The sequence below is a fragment of the Neogemmobacter tilapiae genome, from assembly GCF_014652215.1.
GTDB classification, from domain to species: Bacteria; Pseudomonadota; Alphaproteobacteria; order Rhodobacterales; family Rhodobacteraceae; genus Neogemmobacter; species Neogemmobacter tilapiae.
In genome coordinates, this window is sequence record NZ_BMYJ01000003.1 from 57274 (window position 1) to 75535 (window position 18262).

Consider the following 18262-nt stretch of genomic DNA (forward strand, 5'->3'; position numbering starts at 1 on the left):
CTAAGAACAGCCAGGAAAGGCGCAGAAACCTGTCCCACGCGACTTGTGCGATGTAAGGAATGCCTGCGCGATAGTCAACGTGCCGCACAAGGCGGGCACGATCAGGAGGATGTGAGATGCCCGCAACAATACGACTTTGTGTCGTTTCCGCACTGGCGTTGGCCGCCGGTCTGGGTCTGCCCGCCATGGCGCAAGAGGCCACGACCGAGGCCCCCGCTGAAGCCACAACCACCACCTCGGCCGCTCAGGCGCTGACGGCAGAAACCGTGGTCGCAACTGTGGGCGACCAGTCGATCACCCTGGGCCATATGATCGCCCTACGCGACGCTTTGCCGCCGGAATATCTGACGCTGGACGACAAGACGCTGTATGACGGCATCCTGAACCAGTTGGTGCAGCAATCGGCCTTGGCGCAAACCCTGACCGGCAAGACGACCCTGCGGCAGGATCTGACCATCCAGAACGAAACCCGCGGTTTCCTGTCGGGTGCGGCGCTGCAAGCCGTGGCCGAAACCGCCGTCACCGATGCGGCCATTCAGGCCGCCTATGACGAACGGGTCAAGGCGATGGGCACGCAAACCGAATACCACGCCGCGCATATCATCGTGGACAGCGAGGAAAAGGCGGCCGCCCTCAAAACCGAAATCGACGGCGGCAAAGACTTTGGCGAAGTGGCCAAAGCCAACTCCACCGACGGTGCTGCCGCCAATGGCGGCGATCTGGGCTGGTTCGGTTTGGGCATGATGGTGAAACCGTTTGAAGATGCCGTCGTGGCGATGAAGCCGGGCGAAGTGAAAGGCCCGCTGCAAACCGAATTCGGCTGGCATCTGGTGAAACTGATCGAAACCCGCACCGCAGAAGCGCCCAAGATCGACGATCTGCGCGAAGAACTGGCCGGCGAGATCGAGAAAAAAGCCGTGGACGCCCATATTGAGGCGGTCATGGCGGGTGTCACTGTCACAAAACCGGGCGAAGCTTTCGATCCGGCGGCGTTGAAAGACACGACAATTCTGGGTCAGTGATCGAAAATCAGGGGGCGGATGATGGCAAAGACAGATTGGAAGGCCAAGGCCAAGGGCTTGAAAAAGCGGGTCAAGGCTTTGACGGGGGAGGCGGTGGCCGTCGCCGCGGCCCCCAAGACCAAGGTGAAACAGGTCTCGCCTCTGGCCCCGGCCAGCTTTCCCGATCTGCCCCTGATCAAAGGCGCACGCTTTGCCGCGGTTGAGGCGGGCGTGCGTTACAAGAACCGCCGCGATGTGATGCTGGTGGCCTTGGACGCGGGCACCACCGTGGCCGGTGTCTTCACCCGTTCGACCACCCGCGCCGCCTGCGTGCGCGATTGCCAACAGAAATTGGCGATCGAGGTGCCACGCGGATCCGGGGCCGCGATCATCGTGAACTCGGGCAACTCCAACGCCTTCACCGGCAAGACCGGCGAAAAATCGGTGGCGGCCGTCACGGGTTCCGTGGCCAAAGCGCTGGGCATTCCGGCGGAACGGGTCTTCTCCTCCTCCACCGGCGTCATTGGCGAGCCGCTGCCCCACGAACGGATCACCGCCGTTGTGGGCGATCTGGCCAACAACCTCACCGAAGACGGCATCAAATGGGCCGCCGAGGCGATTATGACGACCGACACCTTCCCGAAAGGGGCCAGCGCGGTGATCGAGGGCGAAGGCGGCCCGATCCACATTGCCGGCATTGCCAAGGGTTCGGGCATGATTGCCCCCGATATGGCGACGATGCTGGTCTATATTTTCACCGACGCTAAAATCACCGCATCGGCCCTGCAAAAGATGCTGTCCGACAATGTGGGCGATACGTTCAATTCCATCACCGTGGACAGCGACACCTCCACCTCAGACGCTTTGCTGCTGTGCGCCACCGGCCAAAGCGAGGCCGCCCCGGTGAAAGGCGCCGTCGCCAAAGCCTTCCAGACCGCCCTGCGCGGTGTCATGATGGATCTGGCACATCAGGTCGTCAAAGACGGCGAAGGGGCTACCAAGTTTGTTGAGGTCCGCGTCACCCGCGCCCAATCGCCCGACGATGCCACCCGTGTCGCCATGGCCATTGCCAATTCGCCCTTGGTGAAAACTGCCGTCGCGGGCGAGGATCCGAATTGGGGCCGCATCGTCATGGCCATCGGCAAATCCGGGGCCGTCGCCGACCGCGACAAGCTCGCCATCCGCTTTGGCGAACATCTGGTGGCCGAAAAAGGCTGGCGCGCCGCCGCCTATTCAGAGGAGGCGACCGCCGCCTATATGAAGGGCCAGAACCTGCTGATCCATGTCGATATGGGCCTTGGAAAATCCAACCGCACCGTCTGGACCTGCGATCTGACCCATCGCTACATCGACATCAACGCCGACTACCGCTCTTAACCCTTTCATCTTGCCATAAATACCTCGGGGGGGTCGCCGATTGTGCGCCATTGGTTCAAGCCCAATCGGCGACGGGGGCAGCAGCCCCCCGCCTTCTGGCAAAAGGAGCCCCATGAAAATCCTGCTCGTCACCGCCGTCGCCCTCATCGACCCCGATGGCCGCGTCCTGCTCGCCCAACGCCCCGAAGGCAAATCTTTGGCCGGCCTCTGGGAATTCCCCGGCGGCAAAGTCGACCCCGGCGAAACCCCCGAGGTGGCCCTGATCCGCGAGTTGCACGAGGAACTGGGCATCAACACATGGAAATCCTGCCTCGCCCCCCTCACCTTTGCCAGCCACACTTACGAAGACTTCCACCTTCTGATGCCCCTTTTCGCCTGCCGCCGCTGGGAGGGCACCGTTCAGGGCCGCGAAGGCCAGAACCTGGCCTGGGTTCGCCCCAACGCGTTGAAAGACTACCCCATGCCCCCCGCCGACATCCCCCTGATCCCCATCCTTCGTGACTGGCTGTAATCCCATGACCCCTGAATCCCGTATTTCCGAACTTGCCGACGCCATGACCCTGGCCGAACAGGTCAGCCTTCTGTCCGGCAGTGATTTCTGGTCCCTGCCCGCCGTCGAACGCCTCAGCATCGGCAAGCTGCGTGTCACCGATGGCCCCAACGGCGCGCGGGGCGGCGGTTCGCTGATCGGCGGCGTCAAATCGGCTGCCTTCCCCGTCGGCATTGCGCTGGGGGCCACATGGAACCCCGACCTCTTGCACCAAATCGGCCAAGCCTTGGCGGATGAGGTCAAATCCAAAAACGCCCATGTCCTGCTGGCCCCCACGGTGAACATCCACCGCAACCAGACCAATGGCCGCAATTTTGAATGCTATTCCGAAGACCCGATCCTGACCGCTGAACTCGCCGTCGGCTATATCACCGGCCTGCAATCGCAGGGCATTGGCGCGACAATCAAGCATTTCGCCGGCAATGAAAGCGAGATTCAGCGCACCACCATGTCGTCGGACGTCGATGAACGGACCCTGCGCGAGGTCTATCTTGTGCCCTTCGAGGCCGCCGTGAAACGCGCGAAAACCTGGGCGGTCATGTCCAGCTACAATCGGCTGAACGGCACCTATACCTCGGAACATGGCTGGCTTCTGAACACCGTTCTGCGCGGCGATTGGGGTTTTGATGGCGTTGTCATGTCCGACTGGTTCGGCAGCCATTCCACCGCCCCCTCCATCCTGAACGGCCTCGATCTGGAAATGCCGGGCCCCGCCCGTGACCGTGGCGAAAAGCTGATTGCGGCTGTTGAATCCGGCGAAGTGCCCGCAGGCGTCATCCGTCAGCGCGTGATCAACATCCTGCGCCTGATGGCCCGCACCGGCGCTTTGGACGATCACCGCCCCTTTAGCGAAAGCGCCAACGACCGCCCCGAACACCGCGCCCTGATCCGCAAGGCCGGGGCCGAATCGGCGGTCCTCTTGCAAAACAACGGCCTTCTGCCGCTGACGAACCCCGGCAAGATCGCCGTCATCGGCCCGAATGCGGCTGTGGCGCAGATCATGGGCGGCGGCTCCGCCCAATTGAACGCCCATTACCGCGTTTCCCCGCTGGACGGCCTGACCGCCGCCTTGGGGGCTGACCGCGTGATCCATGCCACGGGCTGCGACAACGGCAAATTCCAACCCATCCTGCAAACGCCGCTCAAGATGGCGCTCTATCCGACCACTGATCTTTCGGGCGAACCCACCACCGTGCAAGACTTGACCGAGGCGCAAGGTTTCTGGTTCGGCGAAATCGCCCCCGGCATCGACGCCGCGCATTTCTCGGCCCGCATCACTGGCCAGTTTACCGCGCCCAAGGCCGGCACTTGGCGGCTGGGCCTGCGCGTCGCCGGTTTGGCCCGCATCCGCGTCGATGGGGTGCAGGTCGCTGAAGCTTGGGAAACCTGGACCAAAGGCACGACCTTTTTTGAAGAGGGCTGCGAAGAGGTTCTCGCCGATCTGCCGCTGACGGCCGGTCAGACCATCCAGATCGAGATCGACCTTTCCTCCAAACCCTCAGCCAATCTGGCCTTTACCGCCTTGGCGGTTGGCTTGGGCCTGCCCACCGGACAGGCCGAGATTGACGAGGCCGTCGCCGCCGCCCGCGCGGCCGATGTGGCCATTGTCTGTGTCGGCCGCGATGCCAGCTGGGATACCGAAGGCGCCGATCTGCCGGGCATTTCCCTACCCGGCGGCCAGGTCTCCCTGATCCGCGCCGTCGCCGCCGCCAACCCGCGCACTGTGGTTGTCCTCCAGACCGGCGGCCCGGTGGAAATGCCTTGGACGGGCGAGGTCGCGGCGATCGTCCAAGCCTGGTATCCGGGCCAAGAGGCGGGCAATGCGATCGCCGACGTCCTACTGGGCCAAGCCGAACCCGGTGGCCGCCTGCCGCAAAGCTTTCCCGTCCGGTATGAGGATGGCGTGACCTTCACCCAAGACCCGGAAATCTATCCCGGCCTCGATGGACATGTGCGCTATGAGGAAGGCGTTTTCATCGGCTATCGCCACCACGACAAAACCGGAACCGATCCGCTTTGGCCCTTTGGTTTCGGATTATCCTATACCAATTTCGATATATCAGACCTCACTATTGGCCCCATCGATGCCGAAGGCAACTTCCAGGCCACGCTCAAAGTCACCAACACAGGCGATCGTGCCGGGTCCGAGGTGATCCAACTCTACCTCACCCCCGCCCCCTGCCCCGTTCCCCGCCCCAAGCGCGAACTCAAAGCCTTTGCCAAGGTCCACCTGAAACCGGGCGAAACGCAGACCGTCACCCTCTCGCTCGATGCCCGCGCCTTCGCTTGGTTCGACACCCAAACCCGCCGCTGGATCGCGAGCGCCGGCACCTATGGGGTTGAGATAGGTCGCAACGCCATGGACCTGCCTTTGCAGGGCCGCATCACCTTGGCGGAAACGATCATCCGGCTTCCTTGATTTCGTGCTGCACGAATGTTATCTATTCGTGCAGCATGGAGACCATCATGACAGCGACGGCGCAGGTCAAGACAATCGGGGCAAATGGTCAATTGTCGCTGGGCAAACGCTTTGCCGGGCGGCATGTGATCGTCGAAGAACAAGCCGAAGGTGTCTGGGTCATCCGCACGGCCCAGATCATCCCCGATTCCGAGGCTTGGATTCATGAACCCAAGGCCGCGAAAGATCTGGCCTTGGCTTTGGCCCATACCCCCAAGCCACCCGCCGCCGGTGACGATGAACTGGTTCTGAACCGCGCTGAACATGCCGAATGATCGGGTCGAACTGGATTTGAACAATCCAGTCTTTCAGGAAAACCTGTTCAACCTGCCCAAAGACATTCGGCATCAGGCCATAGAAACCCTACGCAAAATCCGTCAACTCACTTGGCAACAGGTCTACAGCGACAATGGCCTGAAATGGGAAAAGATCCTAAGTGTGACGCCACCAAAAGGCATCGCCGCTCTTTATTCCCTGCGCATCAGCCAATCCCGTCGCGCCACCGCTTACCGTGATGGCAACCTCATGCGGATGCTGACCATCGCTCCGGATCACGACGCCACCTATGGCCGCAAATGAAAAGGCCCCAGTCGATGACTGGGACCTTTCCACAAATTCCGACCCATCAGGCCAAAGTGCGCTTCACTTCTTCGCGCTCGAAAATCTCGATCACGTCGCCCGCGCGCACATCGTCGTAACGCTCGAACGCCATGCCGCATTCCTGGCCCGACTGCACTTCTTTCACTTCGTCCTTATAGCGCTTCAGCGTCTTCAGCGTCCCCTCGTGGATCACCACGTTGTCACGCAGCAGACGCACGCCCGCCGAACGGCGCGCCACGCCTTCGGTCACAAGGCAGCCCGCCACTTGGCCGATGCCCGTCACCTTGAACACTTCCTTGATCGTCGCATAACCGATAAAGGTTTCGCGGATCTCGGCTTTCAGCAGGCCCGAAGCGGCGGCTTTGATGTCATCCACCAGATCATAGATGATCGAGTAATAGCGGATCTCGACCCCCTTCTGATGCGCGCTGTTGCGCGCCGAGGCATTGGCCCGCACGTTGAACCCGATGATCGGCGCTTGGCTGGCTTCGGCCAGACCCACGTCGGTATCGGTGATCGCGCCCACACCGTAGGACAGAACCCGCACCCGCACCTCGTCGTTGCCGACTTTTTCCAGCGCCTGCACGATCGCCTCGGCCGAACCCTGCACGTCGGCTTTCACCAGAACCGGCAGTTCCGACACATCCAGATCGGCCTTAGCCTTCGCCATCAGCTGTTCCAGCGTCGTCGCAGCCCCAATCGCGGCGCGCTTGTCCTTCGCGGTCTTCTCACGATAGGTCGCAATCTCGCGCGCCTGTGCTTCGGTTTCCACCACGTTCAGCACATCGCCCGCTTCCGGCGTGCCCGACAGGCCCAGCACTTCCACCGGCACCGAAGGTCCAGCTTCATCCACGCGCTCGCCTTGATCGTTCAGCAGCGCGCGCACCTTGCCCCACTGCTGGCCCACCACAAAGATATCGCCTTTGCGCAGCGTCCCGTTCTGCACCAGAACCGTTGCCACCGGCCCACGACCCACGTCCAGCTTGGCTTCGATCACAGCCCCCGTCGCCGCCCGTTTCGGGTTTGCCTTCAGCTCCAGAACCTCAGCCTGCAAAGCAATCGCTTCCAGCAGCTCGTCCAAGCCCTTGCCCGTCAGCGCCGAAACCTCAACGTCCTGCACATCGCCCGACATCTGTTCCACCACGACCTCGTGCTGCAACAGATCGGTCCGCACTTTCTGCGGATTGGCCGACGGCTTGTCGATCTTGTTGATGGCCACGATCATCGGCACTTTCGCCGCTTTCGCATGGGCAATCGCCTCAATCGTCTGCGGCATCACAGCGTCATCCGCCGCAACCACCAGCACCACGATATCCGTCACATGTGCCCCGCGCGACCGCATCGAGGTAAAGGCCGCGTGGCCCGGCGTGTCGAGGAAGCTGATCACCGCCCCGCTCTCCGTGGTCACCTGATAGGCCCCGATATGCTGCGTGATGCCCCCGGCCTCGCCCGACACAACGCTCGTCTTGCGGATCGCGTCCAGAAGGCTCGTCTTGCCGTGGTCCACGTGGCCCATGATCGTCACAATCGGCGGCCGCGGTTGCAGGTCTTCGTCCCGATCCTGAACCGAATCGATCACCTGTTCCACGTCCGAGTCCGAAACCCGCACCGCCTTGTGACCGAATTCCTCGATCACCAGTTCGGCGGTATCCGCGTCGATGGCCTGGTTCATCGTGACCATCATACCCATCTTCATCAGCGACTTGACCACATCGGCGGCGCGTTCTGCCATCCGGTTGGCCAATTCGCTGACCACGATAGTTTCCGGCAGCTGCACATCGCGCACCTGCTTTTCGGGCTTGCTGCCCATCCCCATCGCTTTTTGCCGCGCTTTTTCCTGCTTCCGCTTGATCGCGGCCAAGCTGCGCTGACGCCCGCCTTCGCCGGTCATCGCATCCGACAGGGTCAACTTGCCCGAACGACGACCTTCGTCGCCCTTGCCCTTGGCCCCACGGTCACGGTCTGCATCACGCTCCCGTTCCGTCTTGCGCGGCGGAAGCCCCGGCTTCGCCGAGGCCGGCCCCCGCGGGTCTTCGCCCGGCGCGGTCGCCGCACCCGCCGCAGCTGGTGCAGGGCGTGCCCCACCCCGTGCCGCCGGTTTTGCGGCCGCTTCGGCCTTTGCAGCCTCGGCTTCGGCTTTCGCCGCCGCCTGACGGCGTGCCGCCGATGGTGTGTTCAGCACGTCCTGCTTGCGCTGACGCGCCTCTTCTTCGGCCCGCGCAGCCGCCCGTGCCGCTTCGGCGGCTGCATCTTCGGCTTTCTGCCGCAGGGCCGCTTCACGCGCCCGTTCCTCGCGCTCGCGCGCTTCGATTTCGTCGCGCTTGCGCTGACGCTCTTCCTCGCGCGCCCGATCTTCCTCGGCCCGCTTGGCAGCGTCTTCCTGTTCCCGCGCCTTCGCAGCCCGCAGCGCGGCCAGACGCCGATCCATCTCGGCATCCGAAATGCCCGCAGGCCGCTTCGACGGGTCGCCGGTATAACCCGACCCCGTTGCGCCACCCGGCTGCCCCGGCTTGGCCGGAACGACCACCCGCTTGCGTTTGGTTTCGACCACAACCGCATGGGTCCGTCCGTGGCTGAAGCTTTGCTTCACCGAACCCGAACGCGGTGCGCCGCCACCCAAACCCAGGGGTTTCTTGCCGTCAGTATCCGTCATGCGTCTTTCTTATCCCTTCCGGCGGTCCTGCCGCCGACGTGCCCGCGCAAACCAGCGAGTCGCGCCGCTTCCTCTACAACACGATTGGTGAGTCCGCCAGCGCCGAGCGCCGCGTGTATCGCATGTTCCCGGCCAAAGGACAAACCCAATTCCCCGGCCGTCAGGCATCCGATAAAGCGGTTCTCACCCTCGGGCAGGGAAATCTTGGTCTTCCCCCGCTCCGACCCGTCGCTGGCCTGGATCAACACCCGTGCCTGCCCTTTCGCCAGCCAGTCCTTGACCTTTTCATAACCGGTCACCGCACTGCCTGCCTTCCGCGCCAGACTGATCAAATCGACCACCCGCCGCGCTATCTGCGCCTCGACCTGCGCCGACAGATCGGCCCCCGCCTGCACAGGCTGCCGTGCCGCCCGGGCAAACAGGCCCTTCGACACAGCCTTGTCAATCGCCGCCCGGTCCGAGGTCACATAGATCCCCCGACCCGGCAGCTTGCCCATCACATCGGCCACCACCTGACCCTCCGGCCCGATCACGAAACGGATCAGCCCATCCTTCGGCGCCACCTCGCCCGTGACGATGCAGCGCCGTTCCGGCCCTTCGTTCAGATCTTCCCGGCCACCGCGCGTCATGGGCAATTCCAAGGCCTGAAATCAGGCCTCGGCCTCCTCGTCATCTTCGGCTTCCAGCGCCTCTTCCGGTTCGGCTTCGGTCGGATCCACCCAACCCAGCATCACCCGCGCCGTCATCACCAAGGTCTGCGCCTCTTCAAGGCTCATCTCGAACTTCTCCAGCACGCCTTCGTCTTTCACGCGCTGCCCGTTCACCGTGGTCCAGCCACCAGCCAGTTCCCAGTCGGCGCAGGTTGCAAAGTCTTCCAGCGTCTTCACGCCATCCTTCGCCAAGGCTTCCAGCATCTGCGGCGTCAGACCTTCGAAATTCGCCAGGCTGTCGTCCAAACCCAAGGACCGCGCATGTTCCAGCGCCTTTCGGTTCTGTTCGTCGATAAAGTCCCGCGCCCGCGCCTGCAATTCGCCTGCCGTGCCCTCATCGAACCCGTCGATAGACAGCAGTTCGTCCACATCGACATAGGCCACTTCTTCCAGATTGGTAAAGCCTTCGGCCACCAGAAGCTGCGCCATCATCTCGTCCACGTCCAACGTGTCCATGAACAGCTTGGTCCGTTCCGCAAATTCGGCCTGACGACGCTGGCTTTCCTCGGCCTCGGTCAGGATGTCGATGTCCAAAGCCGTCAACTGGCTCGCCAGACGCACGTTCTGCCCGCGGCGGCCAATCGCCAGCGAAAGCTGTTCGTCCGGCACCACCACTTCAATCTTGCCCGCTTCTTCGTCGAAGACCACCTTCGACACTTCCGCCGGTTGCAGCGCGTTCACCAGGAAAGTCGCCGTATCCTGATTCCACGGAATGATGTCGATCTTTTCGCCCTGAAGCTCGCCCACAACCGCCTGAACCCGGCTGCCCCGCATACCCACACAGGCCCCAACCGGATCAATCGAATTGTCATAGCTGATCACGGCAATCTTGGCGCGGCTGCCCGGATCACGGGCCACAGCCTTGATCTCGATGATGCCGTCATAGATTTCCGGCACTTCCATCTTGAACAGCTCTGCCATGAACTGCGGATCGGTCCGCGACAGGAACACCTGCGGCCCCCGCACTTCGCGCCGCACATCCTTGATATAGCAACGGATCCGGTCGTTCGGACGATAGCTTTCACGGCCGATCTTTTCGTTCCGCCGCAGGATGCCTTCGCCCCGGCCAATATCCACGATGATATTGCCGTATTCTTCCCGCTTGACCACGCCGTTGATGATCGTGCCTTTGCGGTCCTTGAACTCGTCATACTGACGATCCCGTTCCGCTTCGCGCACCTTTTGCAGAATCACCTGTTTCGCCGACTGCGCCGCAATCCGCCCCAGATCCACCGGCGGAACCTCGTCGATCACCTCATCGCCGATTTTCGGATCGGCCAGATAGGATTTCGCCTGTTTCACCGTGATCTGCGCATGGTGATTTTCTACCAGCTCATCCTCGACCACCGTGCGCACCCGCGCAAAGGTCGCCCGCCCGGTTTTCCGGTCAATCTTCACCCGGATGTCCAGTTCCGCCCCATAACGCGACTTGGCCGCACGGGCCAAGCTTTCTTCCATCGCCTGGATCACCAGATCGGGATCGATCATCTTTTCCCGCGCCACGGCCTCGGCCGTTTGCAACAGTTCAAGCTGGTTCGCTGAGGTAATCGCCATCTTCTAGACTCCCGGCGGTTCAGTGTTTCGTCACGGGGGCTTCGTCTTCGTCGTCGCCCCCTTCGGATTCTTCAATTTCGTCAAACTGGCTTTCGTCGATCACGCCGCTGGCCTTTTTCTGGCGCAGCATTTCCGCGATCAGATCGTCCGTCAGCAAAAGTTTCGCATCCGACAGCCAATCGAATTGCAGACCGATGGTCAGCGTTTCCGCCCCCTCTTCGATCTCGATCAGCACTTCTTCGGCCTCAACCCCTTGCAGGATGCCCTTGAACCGCCGACGCCCATCGATCAGTTCACTGGTTTCAATCCGTGCATCCCAGCCCTTCCACATCTCGAAATCCTTCAGCCGCGTCAGCGGCCGATCAATCCCGGGGCTCGAAACTTCCAGCACGTAATTGTCCTCAATCGGGTCTTCCACGTCCAGAATCGCCGAAACGGCGGTGCTGATCCGTCCGCAATCATCCACCTCGATCCCGCCTTCCGGCTTGTCAGCCATGATTTGCAGAATACGGGTCTTGCCCCCCATCAGGCGCACACGCACCAACTCGAACCCCATCGATTCGATCATCGGGGAAATCAGGTCGGCCAGACGCCGGTCGATGGCGGTTTTGGCGATAAGATCAGTCATGGCATCCAGAAACAAAAAACGGGCCCCAGCGGCCCGTTTGGTTCATCGGTCGTCCCGGGGGTGGAGACCGGAACTGCTGTTGGCAAGGCCTATACGCCCCTCCCCCAGCAAATGCAAGGGGCGAGGCCATAGCCCCGCCCCAGCCGATTACGCGGCCTTGGCCACGGTGTCGCGCGTCTTCCAAAGCGACACCACCACGCCCGCCGTCAGGATCGCAAAGGTGATCCCCAGCGACCACATGGGGGGAAACTTCGCCCAGCCCATCAGATCGGCGATAAAGATCTTCGACCCGATGAACACCAGCAGGATCGACAGCGCGTATTTCAGATAGGCAAACCGCGCCAACACCGCCGACAGGGCGAAATACAGGGCCCGCAAGCCAAGGATCGCAAAGATGTTCGACGTATAGACGATGAACGGGTCCGTCGTGATCGTGAAAACCGCCGGCACCGAATCGACGGCAAAGACCAGATCAGCGGCTTCCACCATCACCAGCGCCAGAAACAGCGGCGTCGCATAATTCACCAGCTTGCCGGTTTTCGGATCGGGCTTTTTCACAAAGAAATCGTTGCCCTCGATCTCATCCGTCACATGGAACCGCCGCTTCAGAAACTTGACCAGCGCGTTGTTGTGCAGGTCAGGTTCCTTGTCATGGCTCGAAAACAGCATTTTCACGCCCGTCAGGATCAGGAAGACGGCAAAGACATACAGCACCCACTGATACTGCGCGACCAGCGTCGCCCCCAGACCGATCATGATGCCGCGCAGCACGATCACGCCCAGAATTCCCCAGAACAGCACCCGGTGCTGATACATGCGGGGCACCGCGAAAAAGCCAAAGATCAGCGCGATGACAAAGATGTTGTCCAAGGCCAGCGTCTTTTCGACCACGAAAGCCGTCAGATACTGCGCCGTTGCAACGCCCCCCATCTGCCACCAGATAAACCCGGAAAAGCCCAAGCCCAGCGCAATATAGAAAGCCGACATTTTCAGGCTTTCGGCCACGCCGATCTCGTGATCGCCCGTGTTGAAAACCCCAAGGTCAAGAACCAGCAGGCCAATGACCAGAAACAGAAAGACACCCCACATCCAAAGCGGGGTTCCCAGAAACAATAGTGTTAGCATGTCCATTATCAGACCCTTTTGCACAGACATGCGCCGAGGTCCGCAGCGGAAGGCTTCCGGGCTGACATCGAGCGCGCTCGATGCGGCCGACATCACAGCATAGCTGTCAGAGGGGCCCGGTCCGCCCCCATCACTTAGGCGTGAAATTCACGGCTTCAAGCCCCCGCCCCCGGATTATCTTTCCAAACCCGCCAATTCAGCGGTGCCGCCACTGAAAGCCAAGCCAGATACGGCAGCAACAAAAGCCCGGCCCAAAGGTCCAGCAGGAAAAACGCCCAGACCATCAAGGCGACGACGATCCACAGCACCACCATGATCCCCATGCCCAGCCCCATCCGCCGCGCCCCAAAGAAGGTTGGCGTCCAAAGCGTGTTCAGCGCGATCTGCGCCGACCACAGCGCCAAGGCCCAGCCCGCCCCCGGCAGCGCCGAAACCCAAGTGGCAGCCAGCGCGGACAGGACATAAATCGTCGTCCAAGCCACCGGGAACATCCATTTTTCCGGCCGCCATTCCGGCTTTTTCAGCCCGTCGTACCAATCGCCCGGCTTGAACATGACTCCCGTCGATCCGGCAGCCGCACTGGCCAAGGCGAAAATCCCGAATGTTGCCCAATCCATCACGCCACCCCCTGCCGCCAATGATCCATCACCCGCACCAGTTCCGCCGTGATCGCCGGCTCCGACAGCGCATGGCCCGAAAGCCCCACCATCCGCAGATCACATTTTCCCCAGCCCTGCGCCAGTTTCCACGCCGAAATCGGCGGGCAGACCATATCAAACCGCCCCTGCACGATCACCGCCGGAATATCCGCCAACCGGGCCTTTTCCTCCAGAATCCAGCCATCCCGCGCCAGAAAACACGCATTCTGGAAATAGTGGTTCTCCAGTCGCGCAAAGGCCCGCGCATATTCTGCCGGGCTTTCTCCCATCACCCCATCGGATTGGATCGAGGCCAACGCATTTTCCCAAGACGCCCAAAGCCGCGCGTAACGGGTTTCTTCCCCAGCATTGCCGCTGAACAGCCGCCGGTGATAGGCCCCAATCAGATCGCCCCGTTCCTCCTCGGGGATCGCCAGCACGAAACGCTGCCAAAGGTCGGGATAAAACAGCCCCGCCCCCCCACCATAGAACCAATCAAGCTCCGCCCGCGTGCCCAGAAAAACCCCCCGCAGCGCCATCGCCACCACCCGTTCCGGATGCGTCAGCGCATAGCTCAGCGCCAAGGTCGCGCCCCAACTCCCGCCGAACAGGATGAAACGATCAATCTCCAGCAGATTGCGGATCACCTCGATGTCGCGGATCAGATCCGGCGTGGTGTTCGCCTCCACGCTCGCATGCGGCCGTGACCGCCCACAGCCCCGCTGATCGAACAGCACCACCCGATAAACCGCCGGGTCAAAGAACCGCCGCATCGTCGGGCTGCACCCGCCCCCCGGCCCGCCATGCAGCACCAGAACCGGTATCCCATCCCTGCGGCCACATTGTTCGACATAGACCTTGTGCCCGTCGCCCATGTTCACATGGCCCTGATCGAAAGGCTCGATCGGGGGATAAAGCGCCTCTTGCGCGTTTTTGGGGCCTGATCTTTGATCCATTCCCCCTATATAACGCCAATCAGCGGCTCTGCCATGCTGCTTTATGACAGAAGGTGATCCATGCAGACGACCATTGACCCAGCCGAAGTGGCAAAGTTTGAGGCGATGGCCGCCGAATGGTGGGATCCGAACGGCAAGTTCAAACCCCTGCATATGCTGAACCCCTGCCGCCTTGACTATATCAACGCCCAGATCGCCGCCCAATTTGACCGCGACCTGAAAGCGCCCCTGCCGTTCAAGGGCCTCCGCCTGCTCGACATCGGCTGCGGTGGCGGGCTGCTGTCGGAACCCATGGCCCGCCTAGGGGCCACCGTGGTTGGCGCCGACGCCGCCCCCCGCAACATTCCCGTGGCCCAAGTCCATGCCGAACAGATGGGCCTTTCCATCGACTACCGCCACAGCACCGCCGAAGACCTCGCCGCCGCAGGCGAGCGTTTCGATGTCGTCCTGAATATGGAGGTGGTCGAACATGTCTCGGACCCGCTCGCTTATCTGACGGCCTGCCATGATCTGCTAAAACCCGGCGGCATCATGCTCTGCTCCACCCTCAACCGCACGCCGCAAAGCTTTGCCATGGCGATCATCGGGGCCGAGTGGATCATGCGCTGGCTGCCCAAGGGCACCCATGAATGGAAGAAATTCATCACCCCCGATGAACTTTACGACCTCATCCGCAAGGCAGGCCTCACCCCCGTTGACCGCAAGGGCATGGTCTTCAACCCCCTCCGCTGGGACTGGTCCTTGTCAGACCGCGATCTGACTTGCAATTATGTGACGGCCAGCGTTCGGACTGGTTGATTTGAAACAGGTGCAGAATTGGCAAAATTTGTTTTTGGCACAGGCGTGGGTTCTGGCGGCAACCCCACCGGGGCTTCCATCTCTTTTGCGGTCATACCGCTCGTGCTGCTTCCCAAGGTCGAGGCAACGGCCGACAGCCTGCGCTACTTTGGCTCCAGTCAGGCTTCTTTCCGTTACAGTGGCGAGGGACTGAAATTTTCAGGTGCCCCCGGCGGGCCACTGGATGTGACCGGCGGCACGATCACCGGCCTGGTCGGCAAGATTGCCGGTGAAACAAAGGTGACCGTGACAGGCTGGGCCATTGACGCCCAGGCCTTCTATGACTTTTCCACCGCGCCGACCGAGCAGGCCTTGGCCAACCTGTTTTTCAACGGCAACGACACGATGATCGGCACAGCACTCGGCGACAGCCTGGAAGGTTTCGGCGGAAACGACGTCATCCAAGGCTTTGCCGGCCAGGATGAGCTTCAGGGCGGCAATGGCCGTGACCGGCTGGTTCTGGGCCGCGGCAATGACGCCGGAATTGGCAACGCCGGGAATGACACCATCCTTGGCGGTATTGGCAACGACACGCTTTATGCCTCGGCGGGCCAGGACTTGCTGACCGGCGGCGCAGGCGCGGATGATTTCCGTTTCGAAGAGACCCCCGCCACCACCGCAGGCAACCGGATCACCGATTTTCAGGCAGGGCTTGACGACATCGTTCTGAAAAGTTCCGAATTCGGCGGCCTCGCAGCGGGCGTTGTGGACAAAAACCATCTTCGGATCGGAAACGCCGCTTTGGATGCCAACGACTTTTTAATCTACAACAAGGCCACTGGTGCCTTGTTCTATGATGCTGATGGCAATGGCGTAGGGGAAAAGGTGCAGTTCGCCGCCGTCACGGCGGGGACCAATCTTACCAACGCTGATTTCCTGATCATCGCCTGATCGCGCCGCAATGGGTCGCGCGGTCACCATTCGGTCGTCCAGCGCCGCCTTGACGCAGGGGCCAGTTCAGCCCCTGCCTTGGCGCGCAAGTGTCCATTCCACAGCGAACGAAGGGCTTGCATCATGGCCCCTGGTTGATCATGCAGGCAAATGTGAACACCGCATCTGATCCCCTTTCCGCTGCCTTGGCAGACCTTGGTTGGTCGGCCTTCTTTACCGATCAGCTGACGGCGGAAGACGACGCCCTAGTCCCCATGCGCATCGCCACCGTCCACCGCGCCCGCCTCACCGCCGAATCCGGCCGTGGCCCTGTGCGCCTGATCCTTCCCATCGCCACCAACACCGCTGACTATGCCGTCGGCGATTGGGCCTTGGTTGAACCCGACACCAACACCCTCATCCGCCGCCTTAACCGCCAGTCCCTGCTGGAACGCCACACCGAAGGCGCGCGGGTTCCGCAGCTGATCGCCGCCAATGTCGATACCCTGTTCATCGCCACCTCCTGCAACGACGATCTGAACCCGGCCCGGCTGGAACGCTATCTGGCGCTGGCCGCCGAGGCGGGCACCAAACCCGTCATCGTTCTGACCAAAGCCGATCAGGTGCCCGATATCGCCCCCTACCGCGATCAGGTCACGGGCCTGCAACGCGACCTGCCCGTCGTCGCCGTCAACACCAAATCCCCCGAAACACTGGCCATCCTGGCCCCTTGGTGCGCCTCGGGCCAGACCATTGCCATCGTCGGCTCTTCTGGTGTCGGCAAATCCTCATTGCTCAACACCCTCGCCGCCAAGACGGGCGAGGATGCCCAACTGACCGGCGAAATCCGCGAATCTGATGCCAAGGGGCGGCACACCACCACCTCTCGCTCGCTTCACGCCATCGCCACCGGCGGCTGGGTCATCGACACTCCCGGCATCCGCACCCTGCATGTCAGCGACATTGCCGCTGGTCTGGGCGAGGTTTTCGCCGAAATCACCGAACTGGCCCCAAACTGCCGCTTTCGCAATTGCACCCATGCCCATGAACCGGGCTGTGCCGTTCAGGCGGCGGTCAAGGCTGGTGAACTCGATTCCGCGCGGCTGGCCCGCTGGCGTAAGCTGACGGATGAAAACACCGCCAACACGCCCGTCCAGACCGGCCCGCGCGGCAACAAGATCACCAAGGTTGGCGGCAAGAAACGCTAAGGGCGGCCCGAAAGCCGCCCTCCATCATCATTCCGCCGAAGATTTGGCCCAAAGATTGATGTCTTCCTCGGATGAAATCCGGTCAATCATCGCCAGCTCTTCCGCCGTGAATTCCAAGTTCTTCACGGCCCCCGCGCAATCCACCACCTGCTCGGGCTTGCTGGCCCCGATCAGCGCCGTGGTGATCCCGCCTTCGCGCAGAACCCAGGCCAAGGCCATCTGCGCCAAGGTCTGACCCCGTTCCTGCGCCATCGCATCCAGCGCCTTGACCGAGGCAATCGCCCGCTCGTTGATCGTCCCCGGATCCAGCGATTTGCCCTGCGCCGCCCGGCTGTCCGCCGGAATCCCACCCAGATACTTCCGCGTCAAAATGCCCTGCGCCAAAGGCGTAAAGGCTATCGACCCGATCCCCAACTCCTTCAGCGTATCCTTCAGCCCATCCGTTTCGACCCAGCGATTCAGGATGTTATAGCTCGGCTGATGGATCACGCAGGGCGTCCCCAGATCCTTCAGGATCGCCGCCGCCTCACGCGTGCGCTGGCTGTTATAGCTGGAAATGCCGACATACAGCGCCTTACCCGACCGCACGATCTGATCCAACGCGCCCATGGTTTCCTCCAGCGGCGTGTCGGGGTCAAAGCGGTGGGAATAGAAGATGTCGACATAGTCCAGCCCCATCCGTTTCAGCGACTGGTCGCAAGAGGCGACCACATATTTCCGGCTGCCCCATTCGCCATAAGGCCCGTCCCACATCCGGTATCCGGCCTTGGATGAAATGATCAGCTGATCCCGATAGCCCGCAAAATCCGTCCGCAAGATTTCCCCGAACGCCTCTTCGGCGCTGCCGGGCGGCGGGCCATAGTTGTTCGCCAGATCGAAATGCGTGATCCCGTGGTCCAGCGCCGTCCGGCAAATCGCCCGCTTGGTGTCGTGCGGTGTGTCGTGCCCAAAGTTGTGCCAAAGGCCCAGCGAAATGGCGGGCAGCATCAGGCCCGAGTTGCCGCAGCGGCGATAGACCATCCGCTCATGGCGGTCGGCGGCGGGGGTATAGGTCATGGAAGCCTCCCAGCAAAGATTACCGTTAATCTTTGCGGGCA

17 protein-coding genes are annotated in these 18262 nt (G+C 61.9%); 9 read left to right on the forward strand and 8 right to left on the reverse strand.

Features of this window, described 5'->3' with window-relative positions; genetic code table 11:
- The first annotated feature begins 116 nt into the window (after positions 1 to 116).
- The 6 genes from IE095_RS05335 to IE095_RS05360 all read left to right on the forward strand — a co-directional run bounded on the left by IE095_RS05335 (position 117) and on the right by IE095_RS05360 (position 5965).
- Entirely contained in the window at positions 117 to 1022 is a 906-nt protein-coding gene (locus IE095_RS05335) for a peptidylprolyl isomerase (protein ID WP_229804543.1), read from the forward strand.
- A gap of 21 nt (positions 1023 to 1043) precedes the next feature.
- Positions 1044 to 2378 (forward strand): bifunctional glutamate N-acetyltransferase/amino-acid acetyltransferase ArgJ, encoded by a 1335-nt coding sequence (gene argJ, locus IE095_RS05340; protein WP_189410596.1) that lies wholly within the window; start codon positions 1044 to 1046, stop codon positions 2376 to 2378.
- Between the two features lie 112 nt (positions 2379 to 2490).
- Complete coding sequence (locus IE095_RS05345; protein WP_189410597.1) at positions 2491 to 2889, forward strand: (deoxy)nucleoside triphosphate pyrophosphohydrolase; 399 nt, start codon at positions 2491 to 2493, stop codon at positions 2887 to 2889.
- A 4-nt stretch (positions 2890 to 2893) separates the two neighbouring features.
- On the forward strand, positions 2894 to 5347 hold the full coding sequence (locus IE095_RS05350) for a beta-glucosidase (RefSeq protein ID WP_189410598.1): 2454 nt from the start codon (positions 2894 to 2896) through the stop codon (positions 5345 to 5347).
- Positions 5348 to 5394: 47 nt separating this feature from the next.
- The gene (locus IE095_RS05355) at positions 5395 to 5661 is read left to right on the forward strand and encodes a hypothetical protein (RefSeq protein ID WP_229804544.1); all 267 of its coding nucleotides are present in this window, start codon (positions 5395 to 5397) and stop codon (positions 5659 to 5661) included.
- On the forward strand, positions 5651 to 5965 hold the full coding sequence (locus tag IE095_RS05360; RefSeq protein WP_189410599.1) for a hypothetical protein: 315 nt from the start codon (positions 5651 to 5653) through the stop codon (positions 5963 to 5965). The genes IE095_RS05355 and IE095_RS05360 overlap by 11 nt, the downstream gene beginning before the upstream one ends.
- A gap of 46 nt (positions 5966 to 6011) precedes the next feature.
- On the opposite strand, the gene infB is transcribed toward IE095_RS05360, so the two are convergent.
- The 7 genes from infB to pip form a co-directional block, all read right to left on the reverse strand.
- Entirely contained in the window at positions 6012 to 8639 is a 2628-nt protein-coding gene (infB, locus tag IE095_RS05365; protein WP_189410600.1) for a translation initiation factor IF-2, read from the reverse strand.
- On the reverse strand, positions 8636 to 9268 hold the full coding sequence (locus tag IE095_RS05370) for an RNA-binding protein (RefSeq protein WP_189410601.1): 633 nt from the start codon (positions 9266 to 9268) through the stop codon (positions 8636 to 8638). The genes infB and IE095_RS05370 overlap by 4 nt, the downstream gene beginning before the upstream one ends.
- Positions 9269 to 9289: 21 nt before the next feature.
- Positions 9290 to 10903 (reverse strand): transcription termination factor NusA, encoded by a 1614-nt coding sequence (gene nusA, locus IE095_RS05375; RefSeq protein WP_189410602.1) that lies wholly within the window; start codon positions 10901 to 10903, stop codon positions 9290 to 9292.
- 19 nt (positions 10904 to 10922) lie between these two features.
- Complete coding sequence (gene rimP / locus IE095_RS05380; RefSeq protein WP_189410603.1) at positions 10923 to 11531, reverse strand: ribosome maturation factor RimP; 609 nt, start codon at positions 11529 to 11531, stop codon at positions 10923 to 10925.
- Between the two features lie 147 nt (positions 11532 to 11678).
- Positions 11679 to 12656 carry a TerC family protein gene (locus IE095_RS05385; RefSeq protein WP_229804546.1) on the reverse strand — a complete coding sequence of 326 codons (978 nt, stop codon included), beginning with the start codon at positions 12654 to 12656 and terminating at the stop codon, positions 11679 to 11681.
- 155 nt (positions 12657 to 12811) lie between these two features.
- On the reverse strand, positions 12812 to 13273 hold the full coding sequence (tspO, locus tag IE095_RS05390) for a tryptophan-rich sensory protein TspO (protein WP_189410605.1): 462 nt from the start codon (positions 13271 to 13273) through the stop codon (positions 12812 to 12814).
- The gene (gene pip / locus IE095_RS05395; protein WP_189410606.1) at positions 13273 to 14250 is read right to left on the reverse strand and encodes a prolyl aminopeptidase; all 978 of its coding nucleotides are present in this window, start codon (positions 14248 to 14250) and stop codon (positions 13273 to 13275) included. The genes tspO and pip overlap by 1 nt, the downstream gene beginning before the upstream one ends.
- 60 nt (positions 14251 to 14310) lie before the next feature.
- Here pip and ubiG point away from each other — a divergent pair, with 60 nt between their 5' ends.
- From ubiG to rsgA, 3 genes are all read left to right on the forward strand, one after another.
- Entirely contained in the window at positions 14311 to 15048 is a 738-nt protein-coding gene (gene ubiG, locus IE095_RS05400) for a bifunctional 2-polyprenyl-6-hydroxyphenol methylase/3-demethylubiquinol 3-O-methyltransferase UbiG (protein ID WP_189410607.1), read from the forward strand.
- Positions 15049 to 15066: 18 nt separating this feature from the next.
- Complete coding sequence (locus tag IE095_RS05405) at positions 15067 to 15978, forward strand: calcium-binding protein (protein ID WP_189410608.1); 912 nt, start codon at positions 15067 to 15069, stop codon at positions 15976 to 15978.
- A gap of 152 nt (positions 15979 to 16130) precedes the next feature.
- Complete coding sequence (gene rsgA, locus IE095_RS05410; protein WP_229804547.1) at positions 16131 to 17165, forward strand: ribosome small subunit-dependent GTPase A; 1035 nt, start codon at positions 16131 to 16133, stop codon at positions 17163 to 17165.
- A 27-nt stretch (positions 17166 to 17192) separates the two neighbouring features.
- Here the strand turns inward: rsgA and mgrA are convergent, their stop codons facing one another.
- Positions 17193 to 18221 (reverse strand): L-glyceraldehyde 3-phosphate reductase, encoded by a 1029-nt coding sequence (gene mgrA / locus IE095_RS05415; RefSeq protein ID WP_189410610.1) that lies wholly within the window; start codon positions 18219 to 18221, stop codon positions 17193 to 17195.
- Between the last annotated feature and the right edge of the window lie 41 nt (positions 18222 to 18262).

Bases quoted from the DNA above. Each gene is read 5' to 3' on its own strand.
- ubiG (WP_189410607.1), top strand. From the start codon at position 14,311: ATGCAGACGACCATTGACCCAGCCGAAGTGGCAAAGTTTGAGGCGATG.
- nusA (WP_189410602.1), bottom strand. From the start codon at position 10,903: ATGGCGATTACCTCAGCGAACCAGCTTGAACTGTTGCAAACGGCCGAG.
- mgrA (WP_189410610.1), bottom strand. From the start codon at position 18,221: ATGACCTATACCCCCGCCGCCGACCGCCATGAGCGGATGGTCTATCGC.
- IE095_RS05335 (WP_229804543.1), top strand. From the start codon at position 117: ATGCCCGCAACAATACGACTTTGTGTCGTTTCCGCACTGGCGTTGGCC.
- IE095_RS05355 (WP_229804544.1), top strand. From the start codon at position 5,395: ATGACAGCGACGGCGCAGGTCAAGACAATCGGGGCAAATGGTCAATTG.
- IE095_RS05360 (WP_189410599.1), top strand. From the start codon at position 5,651: ATGCCGAATGATCGGGTCGAACTGGATTTGAACAATCCAGTCTTTCAG.
- IE095_RS05345 (WP_189410597.1), top strand. From the start codon at position 2,491: ATGAAAATCCTGCTCGTCACCGCCGTCGCCCTCATCGACCCCGATGGC.
- IE095_RS05350 (WP_189410598.1), top strand. From the start codon at position 2,894: ATGACCCCTGAATCCCGTATTTCCGAACTTGCCGACGCCATGACCCTG.
- IE095_RS05370 (WP_189410601.1), bottom strand. From the start codon at position 9,268: ATGACGCGCGGTGGCCGGGAAGATCTGAACGAAGGGCCGGAACGGCGC.
- argJ (WP_189410596.1), top strand. From the start codon at position 1,044: ATGGCAAAGACAGATTGGAAGGCCAAGGCCAAGGGCTTGAAAAAGCGG.
- tspO (WP_189410605.1), bottom strand. From the start codon at position 13,273: ATGGATTGGGCAACATTCGGGATTTTCGCCTTGGCCAGTGCGGCTGCC.
- infB (WP_189410600.1), bottom strand. From the start codon at position 8,639: ATGACGGATACTGACGGCAAGAAACCCCTGGGTTTGGGTGGCGGCGCA.
- IE095_RS05385 (WP_229804546.1), bottom strand. From the start codon at position 12,656: ATGCTAACACTATTGTTTCTGGGAACCCCGCTTTGGATGTGGGGTGTC.
- rimP (WP_189410603.1), bottom strand. From the start codon at position 11,531: ATGACTGATCTTATCGCCAAAACCGCCATCGACCGGCGTCTGGCCGAC.
- pip (WP_189410606.1), bottom strand. From the start codon at position 14,250: ATGGATCAAAGATCAGGCCCCAAAAACGCGCAAGAGGCGCTTTATCCC.